This window comes from Povalibacter uvarum (assembly GCF_014202975.1).
Classification (GTDB): Bacteria; Pseudomonadota; Gammaproteobacteria; order Steroidobacterales; family Steroidobacteraceae; genus Steroidobacter; species Steroidobacter uvarum.
In genome coordinates this window covers 608,353-622,706 of the sequence record NZ_JACHHZ010000003.1, presented here as the reverse complement: position 1 = coordinate 622,706, position 14,354 = coordinate 608,353, and the positions used below count along the sequence as shown (strand labels likewise).

The following is a 14,354-nucleotide window of genomic DNA, read 5'->3' as shown; positions in this document are numbered from 1 at the left end:
GCTTGCCGCGCGCTGCAGATTTCATTGCCTCGCCCGCCAATTACTCTGACGTCGCTGCCGCGCTCGCAACCGCCGGCGACAACGGCTCCGGCACGCGATTCTTGATCGCCGGAATACTCTGCAGGTAGGTGAACATCGCCGCGAGATCTTCGTCCGTGAAGTTCCTGTACATCGGGATCGGCATCGGCGGCAGGATTTTTCGCCCGCGCCCCATGTGACGCCCCGTGCGGATCGTCTGCGTGAATGTGCTCTGCGTCCACTTGCCGAGACCGGTTTCAGCATCCGGCGTGAGGTTCGCGGTGAAGCTGACTCCCCACGGACCCGAGTGAGCAGTGTTCGTCGTGTTCGCCGCGGCAATCCACTGACCGACAGCCGTCGCCGGCGCGCTTATGGCGATGCTCTCGGGGTGACCGGACAGCATGCGACTCATGTCCGGCTCAGGGCCGGCCGGCCCGACCTTCCACGGCGTGTGGCAGTCGTTGCAGCCGGCAACGGTCACGAGATATTTGCCACGCGCGAGTGTGTCGGCGGCTTTCTCTTCCGCGGACGCCGTGTCGCTGGCGGATGCGGCGATGGCAAGAACAATCAATGTTATAGAGCGTGATCGATTCATGGCTTCGTCTCCTGTGATGGGGATGGTGTTGAAAGAGATTTCTCGGCGATCCAGCGCTCGATCAGGGCGAGCGCTTCGATATCCGCCGCCTGCGTTCCTATCGGCGGCATCTGTGTGTTCGGATTGCGCGAACGCATGCGCGCGATGAGCACGCTCGACTGTGGGTTGCCCACAGCGATCAACGTGGCATCGTTTCCCAGCCCGTGACCACGAAAGCGCACAGCCCCGCCGATCATCGAGTGCAGTACGCGCTGCGTGCTCGCCGGATCGCCTGCGCTCTGCGCTAGCACCAGATCGACCGGTGCGGGTGCGCCGCTGTCGTTGTGACAGTGCGCGCAGTTGCCATGCAGGTAGCCGAGCGCAGCGCGCTCCACTGGAGAAGTGGCTGCGATGCGGGGTGGATCGTCGATCAGTGCAGCGGGCGCATTCCGAATCAGACCGCGCCTGACGAAATCGGCGACACTGATCCCCGTGTGTGCTTCGGTGTGCGGTGCGAGCGGGTCACGGTCTGACGACAACTGCAACGCACTGAAGCCCAGCACGGGAACAGCCGCGCCTTCGTGACACGCGCGACAATCGTCGCTTGCGGGTATCGAGTAGCGACCCTGCGGCGCCATCGGCACGCTGAGCGACATGCCTTCGCGCGGAGCGAGCGTTGCTTCCGTGCCCGCTTCGTTCCAAACATACGCGGCGAATCGCCAGGTGCCGTCGGCCAGCCGCTCGATGAAGCGGGTTTCGATGGGGCGCCCGAGCGAGAACTCTTTCCACAGCCGGGTCCCGACCGGGAACTCCCATGCATCGGGCCGCGATGCGTCGATCGCACTGCCCGGCGGCAGATGGATCCATCGACGCTTGCGTGCGCCGTCCGACCAGAGCGGATACTGCGGTGCGAATGGGAGGTTCCTCGCGTCGATCGTCGTCCCCGCATCCGCAAACAGCCCCGTCTCGTGAAGATGCCTCGGCAGCGGGTCCGCGGCCTCCGCGAGTGCCGAATGCAACAAGATGCCGGGCAGCGCGATCGCCGCGATGATCAGGGATGGAAAGGCTCGCAACATGACGTACTCACCGGACCAACGTGGCGCCAATCGCAGGTGCAGCAGGGTTCGCGTTATGCTCCGAAAAACATGGCCGGAGCCTTCAGCGATGCCACTGCCACCCTGCCCGAGGCGGATCTGTGCGACCGACACCGGGGTGCGATCGCGGGGCCATGACACCGCTTCAGCGCCGCGCCGGACAGGATCAGTGCCTGATGAATCGCCGATGGAATGCCGATGAGCGCCGATCAGGGGCCGTTTTCGGTGGATCTGGCAGGTGAACCCGACTTCACGCTCGGCGACTTGCTGATCCGGCCTTCGTCCCGGGAGGTCGTAGCCGGCGACAGCCGGGAAGTCCTCGAACCGAGGGTGATGCAGGTGCTCGTCGTCCTGGCGCGCCGCCGGGGCCAGGTCGTCTCACGCGATCAACTCATCGATGAGTGCTGGGCCGGTCGCGTCGTCGGTGAGGATGCAATCAACCGTTGCATCGCCAGAATCCGGCGCCTGGCGGAAGCGCACGGCGGCTTCTCGATCGAAACGATCGCGCGGGTCGGCTATCGGCTAACGGAACTGGCAGGCACTCCCAAGGCACAGGTCGGGGTCGCAGAACCGGGACAAACGGCGCCGGAGATCCAGGAAAGTCCGGAACCGCCCTCGCCCACTTCAACGGACACCGCCGGGGAGCCCCAGCGTCGGCGGTCGAAGTGGACCATCGGGCTTGCCGCAGCCGCAGTGTTGGCGGTGGGTGCGAGTTATTTCGTCTTTACGCATCTGAGCTCCCAACAGCGCGCAAAGGATGTAAAGGCGATGTCAGAGATCGCCGCGCTAGTAGCCAAGGATCAGTACAGCGCGGCGTTCGTGCTTTCGCGAGCAAGCAGAATGGATCGCGTCCGCGAGGACCCGGCCTTCGAGGCACTGTGGCGAAAGATCATCGTTCCGATGCGACCGTTGGTCTCGCAGCCGGGCGCCACTGTTTACTTCAAGTCTTACGACGACGAGAACGGCGAGTGGATTCTGGCGGGCACGACACCCATCGAGACATGGATCGAGGCGCCGCGCGGAGCCGTCCGCCTCAAGGTCACGAAGGACGGATTTCGCACGGGCTATTTCGTCGTCGCGATACCGGGACCCTCGGTGGAGGTTGGCGAGTCGGATACGCCGAAGCGATTCCCCTTCAATCAGCCGAGCATTCCGCTCTCGCTCATCGATGAGGATGCGCTGCCGCGGGACATGGTGTTCGTCCCGCACACCAATGTGCCGGTATATCTCGCCGGCTGGTCCAGGGGAATACTCGGTGGCGAGCAGCACGACATTCCGGCCTTTGCGATCGGACGCAGCGAAGTCACCAACCGGCAGTTCAAGGAATTCGTGGACGCGGGCGGCTACGAACAAGCCGAGTACTGGCAGGACCTGAAGTTCACTCGAGAAGGCCGCACGCTGTCGTGGCCTGACGCGCGCCGATACTTCATCGACGCCACTGGACGCGCGGGTCCCGCCGGCTGGCAGCTCAGCACATATCCGCGTGGCGAGGAGGACATGCCGGTCGGCGGAATCAGCTGGTACGAAGCGGTTGCGTACGCGCGTTATCGAAAACAGATGTTGCCAACGATTCATCATTGGCTGCGAGCCGCATTCACGCCCTACGACGCGATGTTCCCGACCTCGGCTGTGATCGCTTCGCACAGCAGGTTCCTCACCTATGGCCCGGTGTCGGCGCTCACGGAACAAGGAGCGGGACCGTGGGGTACGTATCACATGGCCGGCAACGTGCGCGAGTGGGTCTGGAATTCAGCGGGTGACGAAGCGGTTGCGCTGGGCAGCGGCTGGCCGGAGTACGCATCGAACTCGGCGCTCGCTTACACCGCCGATCCAATGAGTCGACTCCCGGATCACGGCATGCGCCTCATGCTTCCGCTCGGCGAATCGCAGGTCGAAACCACGCTGCTCGAACCGATCCGGCTCGTCCGCGATACCCCATTCGCGAATCGCGCTCCCGTTTCCGACGACGCATTTGCAGCGATGCGCTTTCAGTTCACGACTCCGCACACTGCGCCGAGCCAGGTCACCGTGAGCCCGGTGGAAGAGTCGGCGCTGTGGGTCGCCGAAGAAGTCGTTCTCACGTTCACCGAACAGGATCGGACGACGATCTATGTCGTGCGACCAAAGGCTCACGACAAACCGTTGCAGCCCATCGTGTATTCAGGAGTCGGCGATTGCTGCTATATGCGACGCCCGAACCGAGCGGTGCTCGAACAACTGCAGATCGCAGGGTTCGTCGTGAACAGCGGCCGGGCGCTGATCATGCCGATCTGGGCCGGCGGCTACGAACGCTATTCGCCCGCGCCGACCGATATGGCCACGTCCTTTGACGTCGAGCGTAGCCGGCCGCTGCTGTGGCAACACGACCTGAGCGCCACGATCGACTATCTGGAAACGCGACCGGACATGCGGGCGGATCGCATCGGTTACCTGGGAATCAGTCGGGGCGCGGCGTTCGCGGGAGCAATCAATCTCGCCATCGAGAAGCGCATTGCCGCGGCTGTGCTCGCTTCGGGCGGCATCTGGCTCAACGATCCGGTGCACCCGATGATCGATCTCGTCAACTACGCTCCCCGCATCACCATCCCAGTGCTGATGCTGAGCGGCCGCTACGATCACATCTATCCCTACGAGCAATCACAGAAGCGAACCTTCGAACTGCTGGGAACGCCGGCCGACCGGAAAACGCAGATCACTTACGATACGGGCCATTTCACCATGCCGCCGAACAGGGTTGCCGCGGATGTGACCGATTGGTTCGATCGGCACCTGGGGCGAATCGAGTAGCGGATAGAGTAAGAAAATGGCGGAGCCCTTGCGGACTCCGCCATTCCTGCTCGAGCATGAATCCCATGCGGCACAAGGCTACCGCACGGCAACTGCATCGGAGCCGCCCTTCCACTCAAGGAAGGCGTTGGGGACCTCGGTCGCGCGCGTGGCGAAAAGCCTGCGCGCATCGTCTGAGGTCGTCCTGTCAGTGCAGGTCGTCGTTTATCGACGAGCCCCGCTCACCAGGACACCCAGAGTTGCGACCGAACCAACGTTTGAATGAACCATTGGATCACCTCCTTCAGTTGCCGTGGGCTGATTGCCGACGCGGACCGCCCACCGAAGCCACGCGCCGATATCTTAGATTCTATGGGGGACCAAGTGGCGCCGTCAGTGAAGATTTCAAGGCGTGAGCGCTGCGTTCAGGTCTACGCTGAACCTGCCGCGTAAGGCCATGCTCATGAGCTCCTCATCTGCCGGCAATCAACGCCATCATCTCTGGATAGTGATAGATCCCGTTCCCTGCCGCGGGCCGCAGAGCGGCAGCAACCATCGCCTGGGCGATCTCGGTTGTTCTGATTGGGCGAAACTTCACCGGAGTCAGCGGCGCGAGCAACGGCAGAAGAAATGCGAGTGACCGCGGAGTATGTTGGGATCCGATGATCACGCCCGGGCGGAAGATGCTCACGATGGGCGGCCCTTCGCTCACGACACCCGCCTCCGACTCGCCTTTCACGCGAGCGTAGCGCGGCATTCCCGCCGCACCTGAGCCGGTCGTTTTCGCATTGATGTCAGCCCCGAGCGCCGACATGAAGCAGAGATGTTGTACCTTGCCGGATAGCTTCAGGCCTCGAGCGAACGCAACGTTGAGATCGACATCGACCGCGCGATGCTCTTCCAGGGAAAGTTTCGCCGTACCGGCACCTACACCCAACACGCTGAAGCCCACAGCTTCCGTGGCGCAATCGTGCAATGCGTCGACTACAGCCTGAGAAAGTCTGGCCGGCTCCATTTGCGGCACCAACCGCTCCTCTGCCTGCGCACCCGCTCCCGGATTGAGCGGCCGTCGCGTCATGACCAGGACACGGCTGAAGCGGCCGCTGCTGATGATCTCCGCGAGGAGCGCCTGGCCGACTGAACCCGATGCTCCCAGGACGATCGCGGCGTTGGTCATGACTGCCTTAGGCGGTTCAGATTACGGGTGGGATGATTCTATGAGATTGCGGGTACGATCGATCGCGAGATTGCTCATTCCCGGCACCCGATGTCGGTTCCCAAGCCACTGGTTCGTCCTTGCAGTACCCAGACTGCATTTGACGCGAACGGGTTTGCAGTCACGATCCTACAAGCGCCACAGGAACTTCAACCATGAAAATCGTCACCAGCTTGAGCTTTCGGGGCCAATGCGCCGAGGCTTTCGCGTTCTATGCGAAAGTGCTCGGGGGAAAAATCACCGCCGCCATTCCCTATGGCGACGCACCTCCCGGCATGCCGATCAGCGATCCGAAGTACAAGACGTGGCTGATGCATTGCTGGCTCGATGTCGGTGACCAGGCAATCATGGGCGCGGACATGGATGTCGGCTGGGCCCCGAACATCGACAAGCCGAAGAACGGCTTCGATGTCACGCTTCACAGCACATCGATCGAGGAGGCACGCCGCTGGTTCGATCAGCTGTCCGCGGGCGGTACGGCCAACATGCCTTTCGGAGAGACATTCTGGTCCCCGGGCTTCGGTGGCCTGGTCGACAAGTTCGGCGTGCCCTGGATGGTCAACACCATTCCGCAAGAGGGTTGGAAACCGAAGGGCTAGTCCTGCACGTGACGTCAGAGCTTGCGATGAGCGGCTGCCCCTCGTCGCAAGGTCTGGCTTGGGCTCGTGGGCGTCTGCTTTCGTCCAGGAGAGGACATCTCGATCCGTATGCGCCACAATCGACGGATACGAGTAGATCAAGCGGATGGGCGCCGCACCTGTAGCGTTCAGACGCGTGTCACGGTGGTGAGCCAGGCGCATTGATCTTTGCGGGAGCATCCATATGGCTGACGCATGTGATCCCTTTCACGCTCATATCTACTACGACGCCTCCGATCGTTCCGCCGCAGCGCAGCTTCACTCCGATCTGCGAACGAGGCAGGGCACAGGCGACCTCGTGGACATCCTCTTTGTAGGGGAGATGACGGACCGGCCGGTTGGACCGCATCCGATACCTCAATACGAAGTTCACTTCCACCGGAAGGCCCTGGCGACAGTCCTCGAACGAATCAAGGCGAGTCGCCTGAGAGCGCTGGTCCATCAGTTGACCGACGATGATCTTGCAGACCATACGTCGCAGGCCCTTTGGATAGGAGAGCCCTTGCCTCTGGACCTTTCGGTACTGGATCCACCCGGCATGAATCAAGGCGTTGCCAGATTCGGCAAGTCCGACTTTTGAATGCAGCTGAGACTTCTCAGGGATCGGGCAGGAGATCGCCAAACGCAGGCAGGCGCTGCTCCGTCTCTGCCCGAACCGCTTCGACCTGGTTCGGACTGGACATCAAGCGATCCTGCTCATGTGACTCGCTCGCGAGCAGCGTCGCGGCATCAGCGTCACTGCTTCGATTCAGGAGGCGCTTCGCCGCCCTGATGGCGTCGGGGTTACGGCGCGCAATATTGCGAGCCATATTGCGCGCATGTGCCAAAGGATCGGCGCCGACCCAGGTTGCGAGTCCCAGCCGCACTGCCTCATTGCCATCGATGATCCGCCCGGAATAGGTCAGCTCGCGTGCAACGTCACCGCGCACCAGTTCGCGCAGTAACGCAATGCCAGCCATATCCGGCACGAGTCCCCATTTGATCTCCATCACCGAGAGCTTCACGTCCGAGGTCACGCAGCGGATGTCGGCGCCAAGGGCGATCTGCAGTCCACCGCCAAATGCCACGCCGTGAACGGCCGCAATCACGGGCACTGCGAGATCGCGCCAACCCCAGGCGGTTTGCTGGGGCGCGTTAGCGATGCCGTGAGTGCGCCCGGCCAGCGTGTAGCTGCGACCGCTTCGCTCAGCCCCCACGCTGCTGAATCGACTGATGTCCAGGCCAGCGCAGAATGCACGGCCGTCACCGTGCAAGACGACGGCGCGCAGGCGCGGCTCGGCTCGCAGCCGATCCTGGGCAGCGAGGATGCCCTCGATCATTGCACTATCGATTGCGTTCATCTTTTCGGCTCGATTCAGCCGGACGTCGGCGACGCCCTCGCTGTCGAGCTGGATTGCGACACGATCGCTCATCGCTTCACTCCTTATGCCGGCAGAGCCGCGATTCAGCGGTCCGCGGGTGCATCGTGAACACTAACGCACCGAACTGCCTGGCGTGGCCCACAACGCCTGGGACCCGGCTTACGCTCGGATAGACGTCATCGAGTGGCTGCTCAAGCAGAGGCGCGAGTAGGCGCCGCACACTCTGACTCCGGACACGCCCGGAGCAGACGCTCCGCTAAATCATTCCGAGCGCCATGGGGTCATTCGCGGAATCCAGCGCGGTACGGCGGCGCGGAACGCCTCGTACTCTCTCCCGAACGTCTGCTCGAGCGTGGGTTCTTCGTACGCCACGACGAAGACGTGGAAGAAGAGCCAGAGCAGCGCGCCGTAAACGATGAGGCGCCAATCGGCCATCAGCACCGCTTGACCCAGGATGATGGCAACGACCGCGATGTATATCGGATTGCGCACATAACGGTAGAGACCGGTCACCACGAGATTCCGGGTCGGCGCAATAGGCGCGGGGGTGCCGAGACCCTGGAGCGCGAAACGCGCAAATGCGTCAACGAGCCCAGGCACGCCTGCGAGAATCGTTATCGCGCCGATACCGCGCGTCAGCTCCAGACCAAGGAACGGCGGCTGGAGTTGCCAACCCGTGATCCACCATGGGACGAGCCCCGCCAGCGTACATGGGGCGACCACGAAGAAAACCGACGAGCCAAGGACGGCAATGGTCCGTTGCACGGCGGTTCCCGACGCTCGTCGCTGCGAGTTCATTCGACCTCTCCCTGCGTCAGCCAAATTCCCAGTAGTACATCACCTTGCTGAAAGCGCGCTCGGCAAGGTCTTCGGGGTGAATGTGGGAGGTTTTCCATCTCGCGGGTCCCTCCAGAAACTCAATACCCCACCGCCTGCCCGTCCTTCCGATGATCCGAACCCGCCCGGTAGAAACCCGCAACCGGGCGCGGTTCATCACTGATCGATGCGCCGACATCGCTGGGCGTGAACATGATCGATTGATAACCGCCCATCGGTGCACCGCTGCTTGAACGCACCTCGTGGCCCATCGCCTTCAACTGCGTACCGACCAGATCGAACAGCTGCGATTCGAGCGCGAGCACATTCGGAACCTGCGTATGTCTGAAGCGTGCAATGTCGGAAGCGGACTGTACGTTGGCGCCAAGGTCGAGCATGTCGACGAGCACCTGGGCGATGCCTTGTGCCTGAACGTCGCCGCCCATCAGCGTCACCGACAGTAACGGTTTGTTGGCGCGCATGACGAAGGCCGCGGAGAGCGTGTTGTACGGACGCTTGTGGGGCTCGATCCGGTTCGGGCTCTTCGGATCGAGCGTAAACAGATTGCCGCGATTGTGCAGTGAGAGCCCGTAGCCAGGCACCACGATGCCGGAGCCGAAGGAATCGTAGAGGCTGTTGACCCACGCGACCATATTGCCGTGCCGGTCGGCGGTCGAGAGCACGATCGTATCTCCCCCGCTGTACGCGTCCGACGAAGGCGCCGTGCCCGACGCACGATCCGGATCGACGCGTTCGCACAGCGACGCGGCGTATGGTTTCGACAGGAGCCTGTCGAGCGGCACCTTCGTGAAGGCCGGATCGCCGTTGAACGCATACAGATCGTTGAACGCGAGCTTTTTTGCCTCGACCAGCAGGTGCCAGTATTTCGCATTGGCGGGGCCGAGCGTCGCGAGTGTCTGGCCGGGTGCCCATTTGGGGACACAGGCCTCGAGGATGTTGAGCATCTCCGCCGTCACCCACGTCTGCGCGGGTGGCGGCAACGTGAAGACATCGAACCCGTGATAGTTCACCGTCGCAGGCGTCACCCATTCACCGCGATAGGACGCCAGATCGCTGGGCGTCATGGAACCGCCGAGTCGCGTCGACTTGTCGACGATCGCCCTGGCGATCTCGCCCTTGTAGAACCCATCGCGTCCCTGCTGCTGGAGAACACGAAATGTTTTCGCCAGACCCGGATTGCGATGAATCTGTCCGGCAGTCGGATGTTTGCCATTGATGTACCAGGTGGCCACGGCGTCGGGGTCGAGCTGCGTGCAGCATGCTCGTGGATCGGACGGTGTCGGGGCGAGCGCATTCGGCAGCGTCCAGTCGAACGCGATGCGCTCAGAAATCGGGAAGCCCTGTTCTGCGTAGTCGATCGCTGGTTGCAATGTCTGTTTGAAAGCGAGCGAGCCAAAGCGTCGCTGCACTTCGTCCCATCCCCAGACGGCACCCGGTACGGTCACGGTCAGAATGCCGCCGGTCGGCATGCCTGACCCCGGTCCCCAGTTCTTTGGATTCCACTGATAGCCCAACTCATTCATGCGCGCGACCGTCGAGCCGCTCGGTGCCATGCCGCTCGCGTTCAACGCATAGAGCTTGTTTTCCTTTGCGATGTAGATGATGGCGAACAGGTCGCCCGCCGGCCCCACGTTCATCGGCTCGACGACACTGAGTACCGCCGCCGTGGCGACTGCGGCATCGATTGCATTCCCACCCTTGCGAAGCATCTCGAGTCCCGCCTGTGCGGCAAGCGGATGACTCGTTGCAACGATGCCGTTGCGCGCCATGACTTCGGACCGTGACTGTGCGAGCCATCCTTGAGAACGGTCGCCGATGACGGCGCTGCACCAGGCCGGTTTCGGTGTGTCGTTGCAGGACTGGATCGGGGACTGCGCGTAGGCGGGAAAGCCGCACAGAGCGCCGAGCAGCATCAACAAGGGACGAAGGGAAAGCTGGCATGAGTAAGGCATTTATGGGCCCGTGTCTTCGTGCTGTGTGGGGGCGAGCCGCTCAATGGTCGGCTGGCGGGTCGCCGTTGCACAAGGCTTTTCGACCCACGGCGGTAGACGAACGCGCAGGCCGGCACTGGCGCGCGCGCCGGTGACGAGTCCTCTCCGGCCGCAGCCTCCACTCACCCCGCTGCAGCCTCCAGTCGTCACTCCCTGGGCCTCGGGAACCCGCGACCAGAGGATGATGGCGTCGGCGGGAGCTCGTCACGGAGTACTCCGCCACTCGCACGGGCTGATGAAGCAATTGGGTATGCTGCCAACGCCGGCGACGGGGTCGGCGACTGGAGGTAGTCCGGCTGATGGCACAGCTCGCTAGAGAAGAGCACGAAGGAGCGCGACCGGTGGTGGAGAACGGGTCCGGAATCGGCCGCAGGGGCGTAGCCATTCTGGCGGCGTGGACGCTGGTCGCGATGCTCTTCGCGGGGCAGGCCTGGTTTGCCGCACAGGTACGCGGCGAACCGTTGGCGTGGGCACGTGCCAGTGTCATCTGGCTCGTCTGGGCCGCGGTTTGGGCTGCGCTCACACCGATCGCGCTGAGACTCGAGGCGCGGTTTCCGCTCCAGCGACCGCGCTTCCTTGGCGCGCTTGCGGTGCACGGCGTCGCTTCGGCGGCCTGCGCCCTGGTCAACCTGGCTCTCTTCGCGCTGGCGGCGCCAGTCATCGGTGCGACCCACGCGGAGCCCACCTGGCTCGGCACTTTCAGCAGGCTGCTTGGCACGACGCTTCTGCTGAACCTCCCGGTCTATTGGCTGATCGTCGCAGCGGCACATGTGGAGCGACTCGTGCGGAACGCCCGGGAAAAGGATCGTCGGCAACTCCGCCTCGAAGCGCAGCTCGCCGATGCCCGCCTGCAGACATTGCGCACTCAGCTGCAACCCCATTTCCTTTTCAACGCCCTCAATACGATCTCGGTGCTGATGCACGAGAACGTCGACTCGGCAGATCGGATCCTCCTGCAGCTCAGCGCGTTGCTGCGCCGCTCCCTTGACAGCACCGACGCACACGAAGTGACGCTCGGCGAAGAGATCGGCTTTCTCGAGAACTATCTCGAGATCGAGCAGGCCCGCTTCGGCGGGCGCCTGAGCTACCGGGTCCTCATTCCCGATCACGTTCTCGAAGCGCGGGTTCCGAACCTGATCCTCCAACCACTGGTCGAGAACGCGCTGCGACATGGGCTAGCCACGCGCGCCGGACCGGGGCACGTGGAAATCAAAGCGGACCGGCAAGGCGACTCTCTCCTGCTGTGTGTTGTCGATGACGGACGGGGTCTGCCGCCGGCGACGACCGAACGCGTCGGCCTGGCGAACACGAGGGCGCGACTGCGCTTGCTATACGCGGACAGGCAACGCTTCGACGTACGAAATTCCGCGGACGGCGGCGTCATCGCCGAGATCGAGTTACCTTGGCGCACTGGACCCATGACAATCACTGGCCCATGACCATCCGCGTACTGATCGTTGACGATGAACCGGTCGCCCGCCGCGGGATATTGCGGCTGCTGGGGCAGGAACCGGACATCGAAGTCGTCGAAGAGTGCGGCGACGGTGAGGCCGCGATCTCGGCGATCAGCGCGCTTTCGCCCGACCTCGTGTTTCTCGATGTGCAGATGCCCGAGCTCGATGGGTTCGCCGTCATCGAAGCCATTGGGGGCAACCGCATGCCGGCGGTCATATTCGTGACTGCATTCGATCAACACGCCGTGCGCGCGTTCGATGCGCAAGCGCTCGACTACGTGCTGAAGCCGATCGATCCGGAACGCTTTCGCCGTGCACTGCAACGCGCCCGTTCCCACCTGGCCCATCCGGATGACGGCTTCGTCCGCCGCGTTTCCGAGGCATTGAAGTCGATCGATCGAGGAGAGCTGCTGCGCTACCCCTTGCGACTCGCAATCCGTTCCGAGGGTCGCGTTCGATTGCTCGACATCGGCGAGGTCGATCGCATCGTCGCCGCGGGAAACTACGTCGAGATCCACACAGGCGCGAAACAGCACCTGCTGCGCGAGACGATGGCCAGTCTCGAATCCCGCCTGGACCCACAACGCTTCATCCGGGTATCGCGGGCGGCAATCGTCAGCATTGCCCAGATTCGCGAAGTGCAGCCACTGTTCAATGGAGACTTCGTCGTTCTCCTCAAGAATGGCGCGCAGGTGAACGGCAGCCGCCGCTATCGGGAGGCGCTCGACGTGTTGCTGCGCTGAGCGACCTCGTCACTGCGCAGCCCCCACTCCTCCCACCGCCGCGTCCGCTCGACACCAAGTTGGCGCGAGCGAGCGCACGACCGCTCATCATCCGCAGCACGCACTTCTGCGTTTAGGAGCTGGTCATGAAAACTTTCAATATCCTGCTGTCCGCAGCGGCATCAATCGCCATTCTCGCCGGCGTAATTTCGTTGGGCGCCGATGCGTCCGACCGCGTTCGCGCCGAATCTCTGGAGACCAACAAGTCGATCACCCGGAGGGTGTACGAGGAAGGTCTCAATCAGGGTCGATTCGAAGTACCGTACAGCGCGGACTTCGTTGGCCACGGCGGCAAGACAACCTTCACCCATGCCGATGGCATGGCGGAAGCCAGAGGTTGGCGCGAGGCGTTTCCGGATCTGAACATCACGGTCGAAAAGCAGGTTGCTGAGCGGGACATGGTGGCAGTGCATTGGACGGCGCGCGGGACCAACACCGGCACCGGCAACGGCATTCCGGCCACCGGTCGCGCAGTGGAAATCACCGGCACGACACTGTTCCGAATGGATGATGGGCGAATCGCTGAAGAATGGACATGCGCCAATTCGCTGGGAATGATGAGACAACTGGGCCTGCTGGCGACATCTGCACCGGCGCCGGCGATCAACAAAAGCTCTCCCGCCGCTACTCACTAACCCAGGCCGAAGCAGCGCCTGCGCATCCGACGAATTGATCTGCGTCGGATGCGCGGTTGTGGAACCCTGTGCGGGCCAGATCACCGCGGGTAAAGGAGTGTGAACACAACCCGCACGCCCCAGTCGGGTCCGCCGTCGGGTGACTCAACGTAGTAACGCGCGCCTCCAGCGACGCTGACGAGCTGATTGCCGACCTTCAGGACCTTCGAGTACATGAAGTTCACCGGCACCGTCCACTGCTCATGTTCCCAGTCGTAGGTGGACTCGAGATTGATCGTTGCGGTCCTGCCCTGCCCCAATCCTTTGCTCAGGAATGGCTGCAGGAACGTCGAGCTGATATCAGAGCGATCGTCGTCACCTGCCACCGACCAGATGTGATTGACCAGCGCGCCGTAAGTCCAACCGGCCGCAGTCTGCTTGAGTACGACGGCCGTCGGTCCGAGGCCCCACTTCTCCGTCCCGAGCAGATCGTCAGTCGCAGTCGGCAACAGGAACGCCGGCCCGACACCGATGATCCATCCGCTTGCAGTGGGCTGCTTGGGCGAGAAAAACAGGCTCTGCGTGATGTCGCCGATGCCGGATTGGCTGCCGCTGTTCACCACATCGTGTTGATCGGCGAGCGGCAGGATGGTCCGCGAGATCATATTCCATTTTTCGTTGAGGCTGATCGGAACCACCGGCTGCACATTGAGCAGCCATTTCTCACCGTCATTCGCGTAGCCGGTGTCGTAGTTCAATTGCAGCGGAACGCTGATGAGTGCTGCAACAGGGTTGGACAACTGCTTCGCGAGCACATCTGCGTCGTGATCCTGGGCAAGTGCGCAGTGAGACAGAAAGACAAGCCACAAGGCCGCAGCAAGGCTCGCGAAACGGTTGCAGTATGTCATGGCCATTCCTATCTCACCTTCACTACATCATCCGGCTTCCAGGTCTGATCGAAAAACTCGACGCCGGTGCCGTAGAGTCGCAACGCCACCGCGGTTCGATG

General features: G+C 62.7%; 13 protein-coding genes. 6 read left to right on the top strand and 7 right to left on the bottom strand.

Annotated features, from left to right (window positions below; genetic code table 11):
* Positions 1 to 40: 40 nt before the first annotated feature.
* A complete protein-coding gene (locus HNQ60_RS14065) occupies positions 41 to 613 on the bottom strand; it encodes a c-type cytochrome (protein ID WP_184332814.1) in 573 nt (190 codons plus the stop codon).
* Positions 610 to 1,668 carry a hypothetical protein gene (locus HNQ60_RS14060; RefSeq protein WP_184332812.1) on the bottom strand — a complete coding sequence of 353 codons (1,059 nt, stop codon included), beginning with the start codon at positions 1,666 to 1,668 and terminating at the stop codon, positions 610 to 612. The genes HNQ60_RS14065 and HNQ60_RS14060 overlap by 4 nt, the downstream gene beginning before the upstream one ends.
* Before the next feature lie 216 nt (positions 1,669 to 1,884).
* Here HNQ60_RS14060 and HNQ60_RS14055 point away from each other — a divergent pair, with 216 nt between their 5' ends.
* Positions 1,885 to 4,473, top strand: coding sequence for an SUMF1/EgtB/PvdO family nonheme iron enzyme (locus HNQ60_RS14055; RefSeq protein ID WP_184332810.1), 2,589 nt, complete (start codon positions 1,885 to 1,887; stop codon positions 4,471 to 4,473).
* Between the two features lie 451 nt (positions 4,474 to 4,924).
* Here HNQ60_RS14055 and HNQ60_RS14050 read toward each other — a convergent pair whose 3' ends face one another.
* The gene (locus tag HNQ60_RS14050; RefSeq protein ID WP_184332808.1) at positions 4,925 to 5,629 is read right to left on the bottom strand and encodes a Rossmann-fold NAD(P)-binding domain-containing protein; all 705 of its coding nucleotides are present in this window, start codon (positions 5,627 to 5,629) and stop codon (positions 4,925 to 4,927) included.
* A gap of 194 nt (positions 5,630 to 5,823) precedes the next feature.
* Between HNQ60_RS14050 and HNQ60_RS14045 the strand changes: the two genes are divergently transcribed.
* Positions 5,824 to 6,267, top strand: coding sequence for a VOC family protein (locus HNQ60_RS14045; RefSeq protein ID WP_184332806.1), 444 nt, complete (start codon positions 5,824 to 5,826; stop codon positions 6,265 to 6,267).
* A 223-nt stretch (positions 6,268 to 6,490) separates the two neighbouring features.
* Complete coding sequence (locus HNQ60_RS28300; protein WP_184332804.1) at positions 6,491 to 6,886, top strand: DOPA 4,5-dioxygenase family protein; 396 nt, start codon at positions 6,491 to 6,493, stop codon at positions 6,884 to 6,886.
* Positions 6,887 to 6,902: 16 nt separating this feature from the next.
* On the opposite strand, the gene HNQ60_RS14035 is transcribed toward HNQ60_RS28300, so the two are convergent.
* From HNQ60_RS14035 to HNQ60_RS14025, 3 genes are all read right to left on the bottom strand, one after another.
* Complete coding sequence (locus HNQ60_RS14035; protein ID WP_184332802.1) at positions 6,903 to 7,718, bottom strand: crotonase/enoyl-CoA hydratase family protein; 816 nt, start codon at positions 7,716 to 7,718, stop codon at positions 6,903 to 6,905.
* 210 nt (positions 7,719 to 7,928) lie between these two features.
* Complete coding sequence (locus HNQ60_RS14030) at positions 7,929 to 8,465, bottom strand: methyltransferase family protein (RefSeq protein ID WP_184332800.1); 537 nt, start codon at positions 8,463 to 8,465, stop codon at positions 7,929 to 7,931.
* Between the two features lie 119 nt (positions 8,466 to 8,584).
* Positions 8,585 to 10,456, bottom strand: a complete 1,872-nt coding sequence (locus HNQ60_RS14025) for a gamma-glutamyltransferase family protein (RefSeq protein WP_184332798.1) — start codon at positions 10,454 to 10,456, stop codon at positions 8,585 to 8,587.
* Between the two features lie 338 nt (positions 10,457 to 10,794).
* Here HNQ60_RS14025 and HNQ60_RS14020 point away from each other — a divergent pair, with 338 nt between their 5' ends.
* The 3 genes from HNQ60_RS14020 (at position 10,795) to HNQ60_RS14010 (ending at position 13,366) form a co-directional block, all read left to right on the top strand.
* On the top strand, positions 10,795 to 11,934 hold the full coding sequence (locus HNQ60_RS14020) for a sensor histidine kinase (protein ID WP_184332795.1): 1,140 nt from the start codon (positions 10,795 to 10,797) through the stop codon (positions 11,932 to 11,934).
* The gene (locus tag HNQ60_RS14015) at positions 11,931 to 12,692 is read left to right on the top strand and encodes a LytR/AlgR family response regulator transcription factor (RefSeq protein WP_184332793.1); all 762 of its coding nucleotides are present in this window, start codon (positions 11,931 to 11,933) and stop codon (positions 12,690 to 12,692) included. The genes HNQ60_RS14020 and HNQ60_RS14015 overlap by 4 nt, the downstream gene beginning before the upstream one ends.
* Before the next feature lie 125 nt (positions 12,693 to 12,817).
* Complete coding sequence (locus HNQ60_RS14010; protein ID WP_184332791.1) at positions 12,818 to 13,366, top strand: ester cyclase; 549 nt, start codon at positions 12,818 to 12,820, stop codon at positions 13,364 to 13,366.
* Positions 13,367 to 13,446: 80 nt separating this feature from the next.
* On the opposite strand, the gene HNQ60_RS14005 is transcribed toward HNQ60_RS14010, so the two are convergent.
* Positions 13,447 to 14,259 (bottom strand): hypothetical protein, encoded by an 813-nt coding sequence (locus HNQ60_RS14005; protein ID WP_184332789.1) that lies wholly within the window; start codon positions 14,257 to 14,259, stop codon positions 13,447 to 13,449.
* Positions 14,260 to 14,354 lie beyond the last annotated feature (95 nt).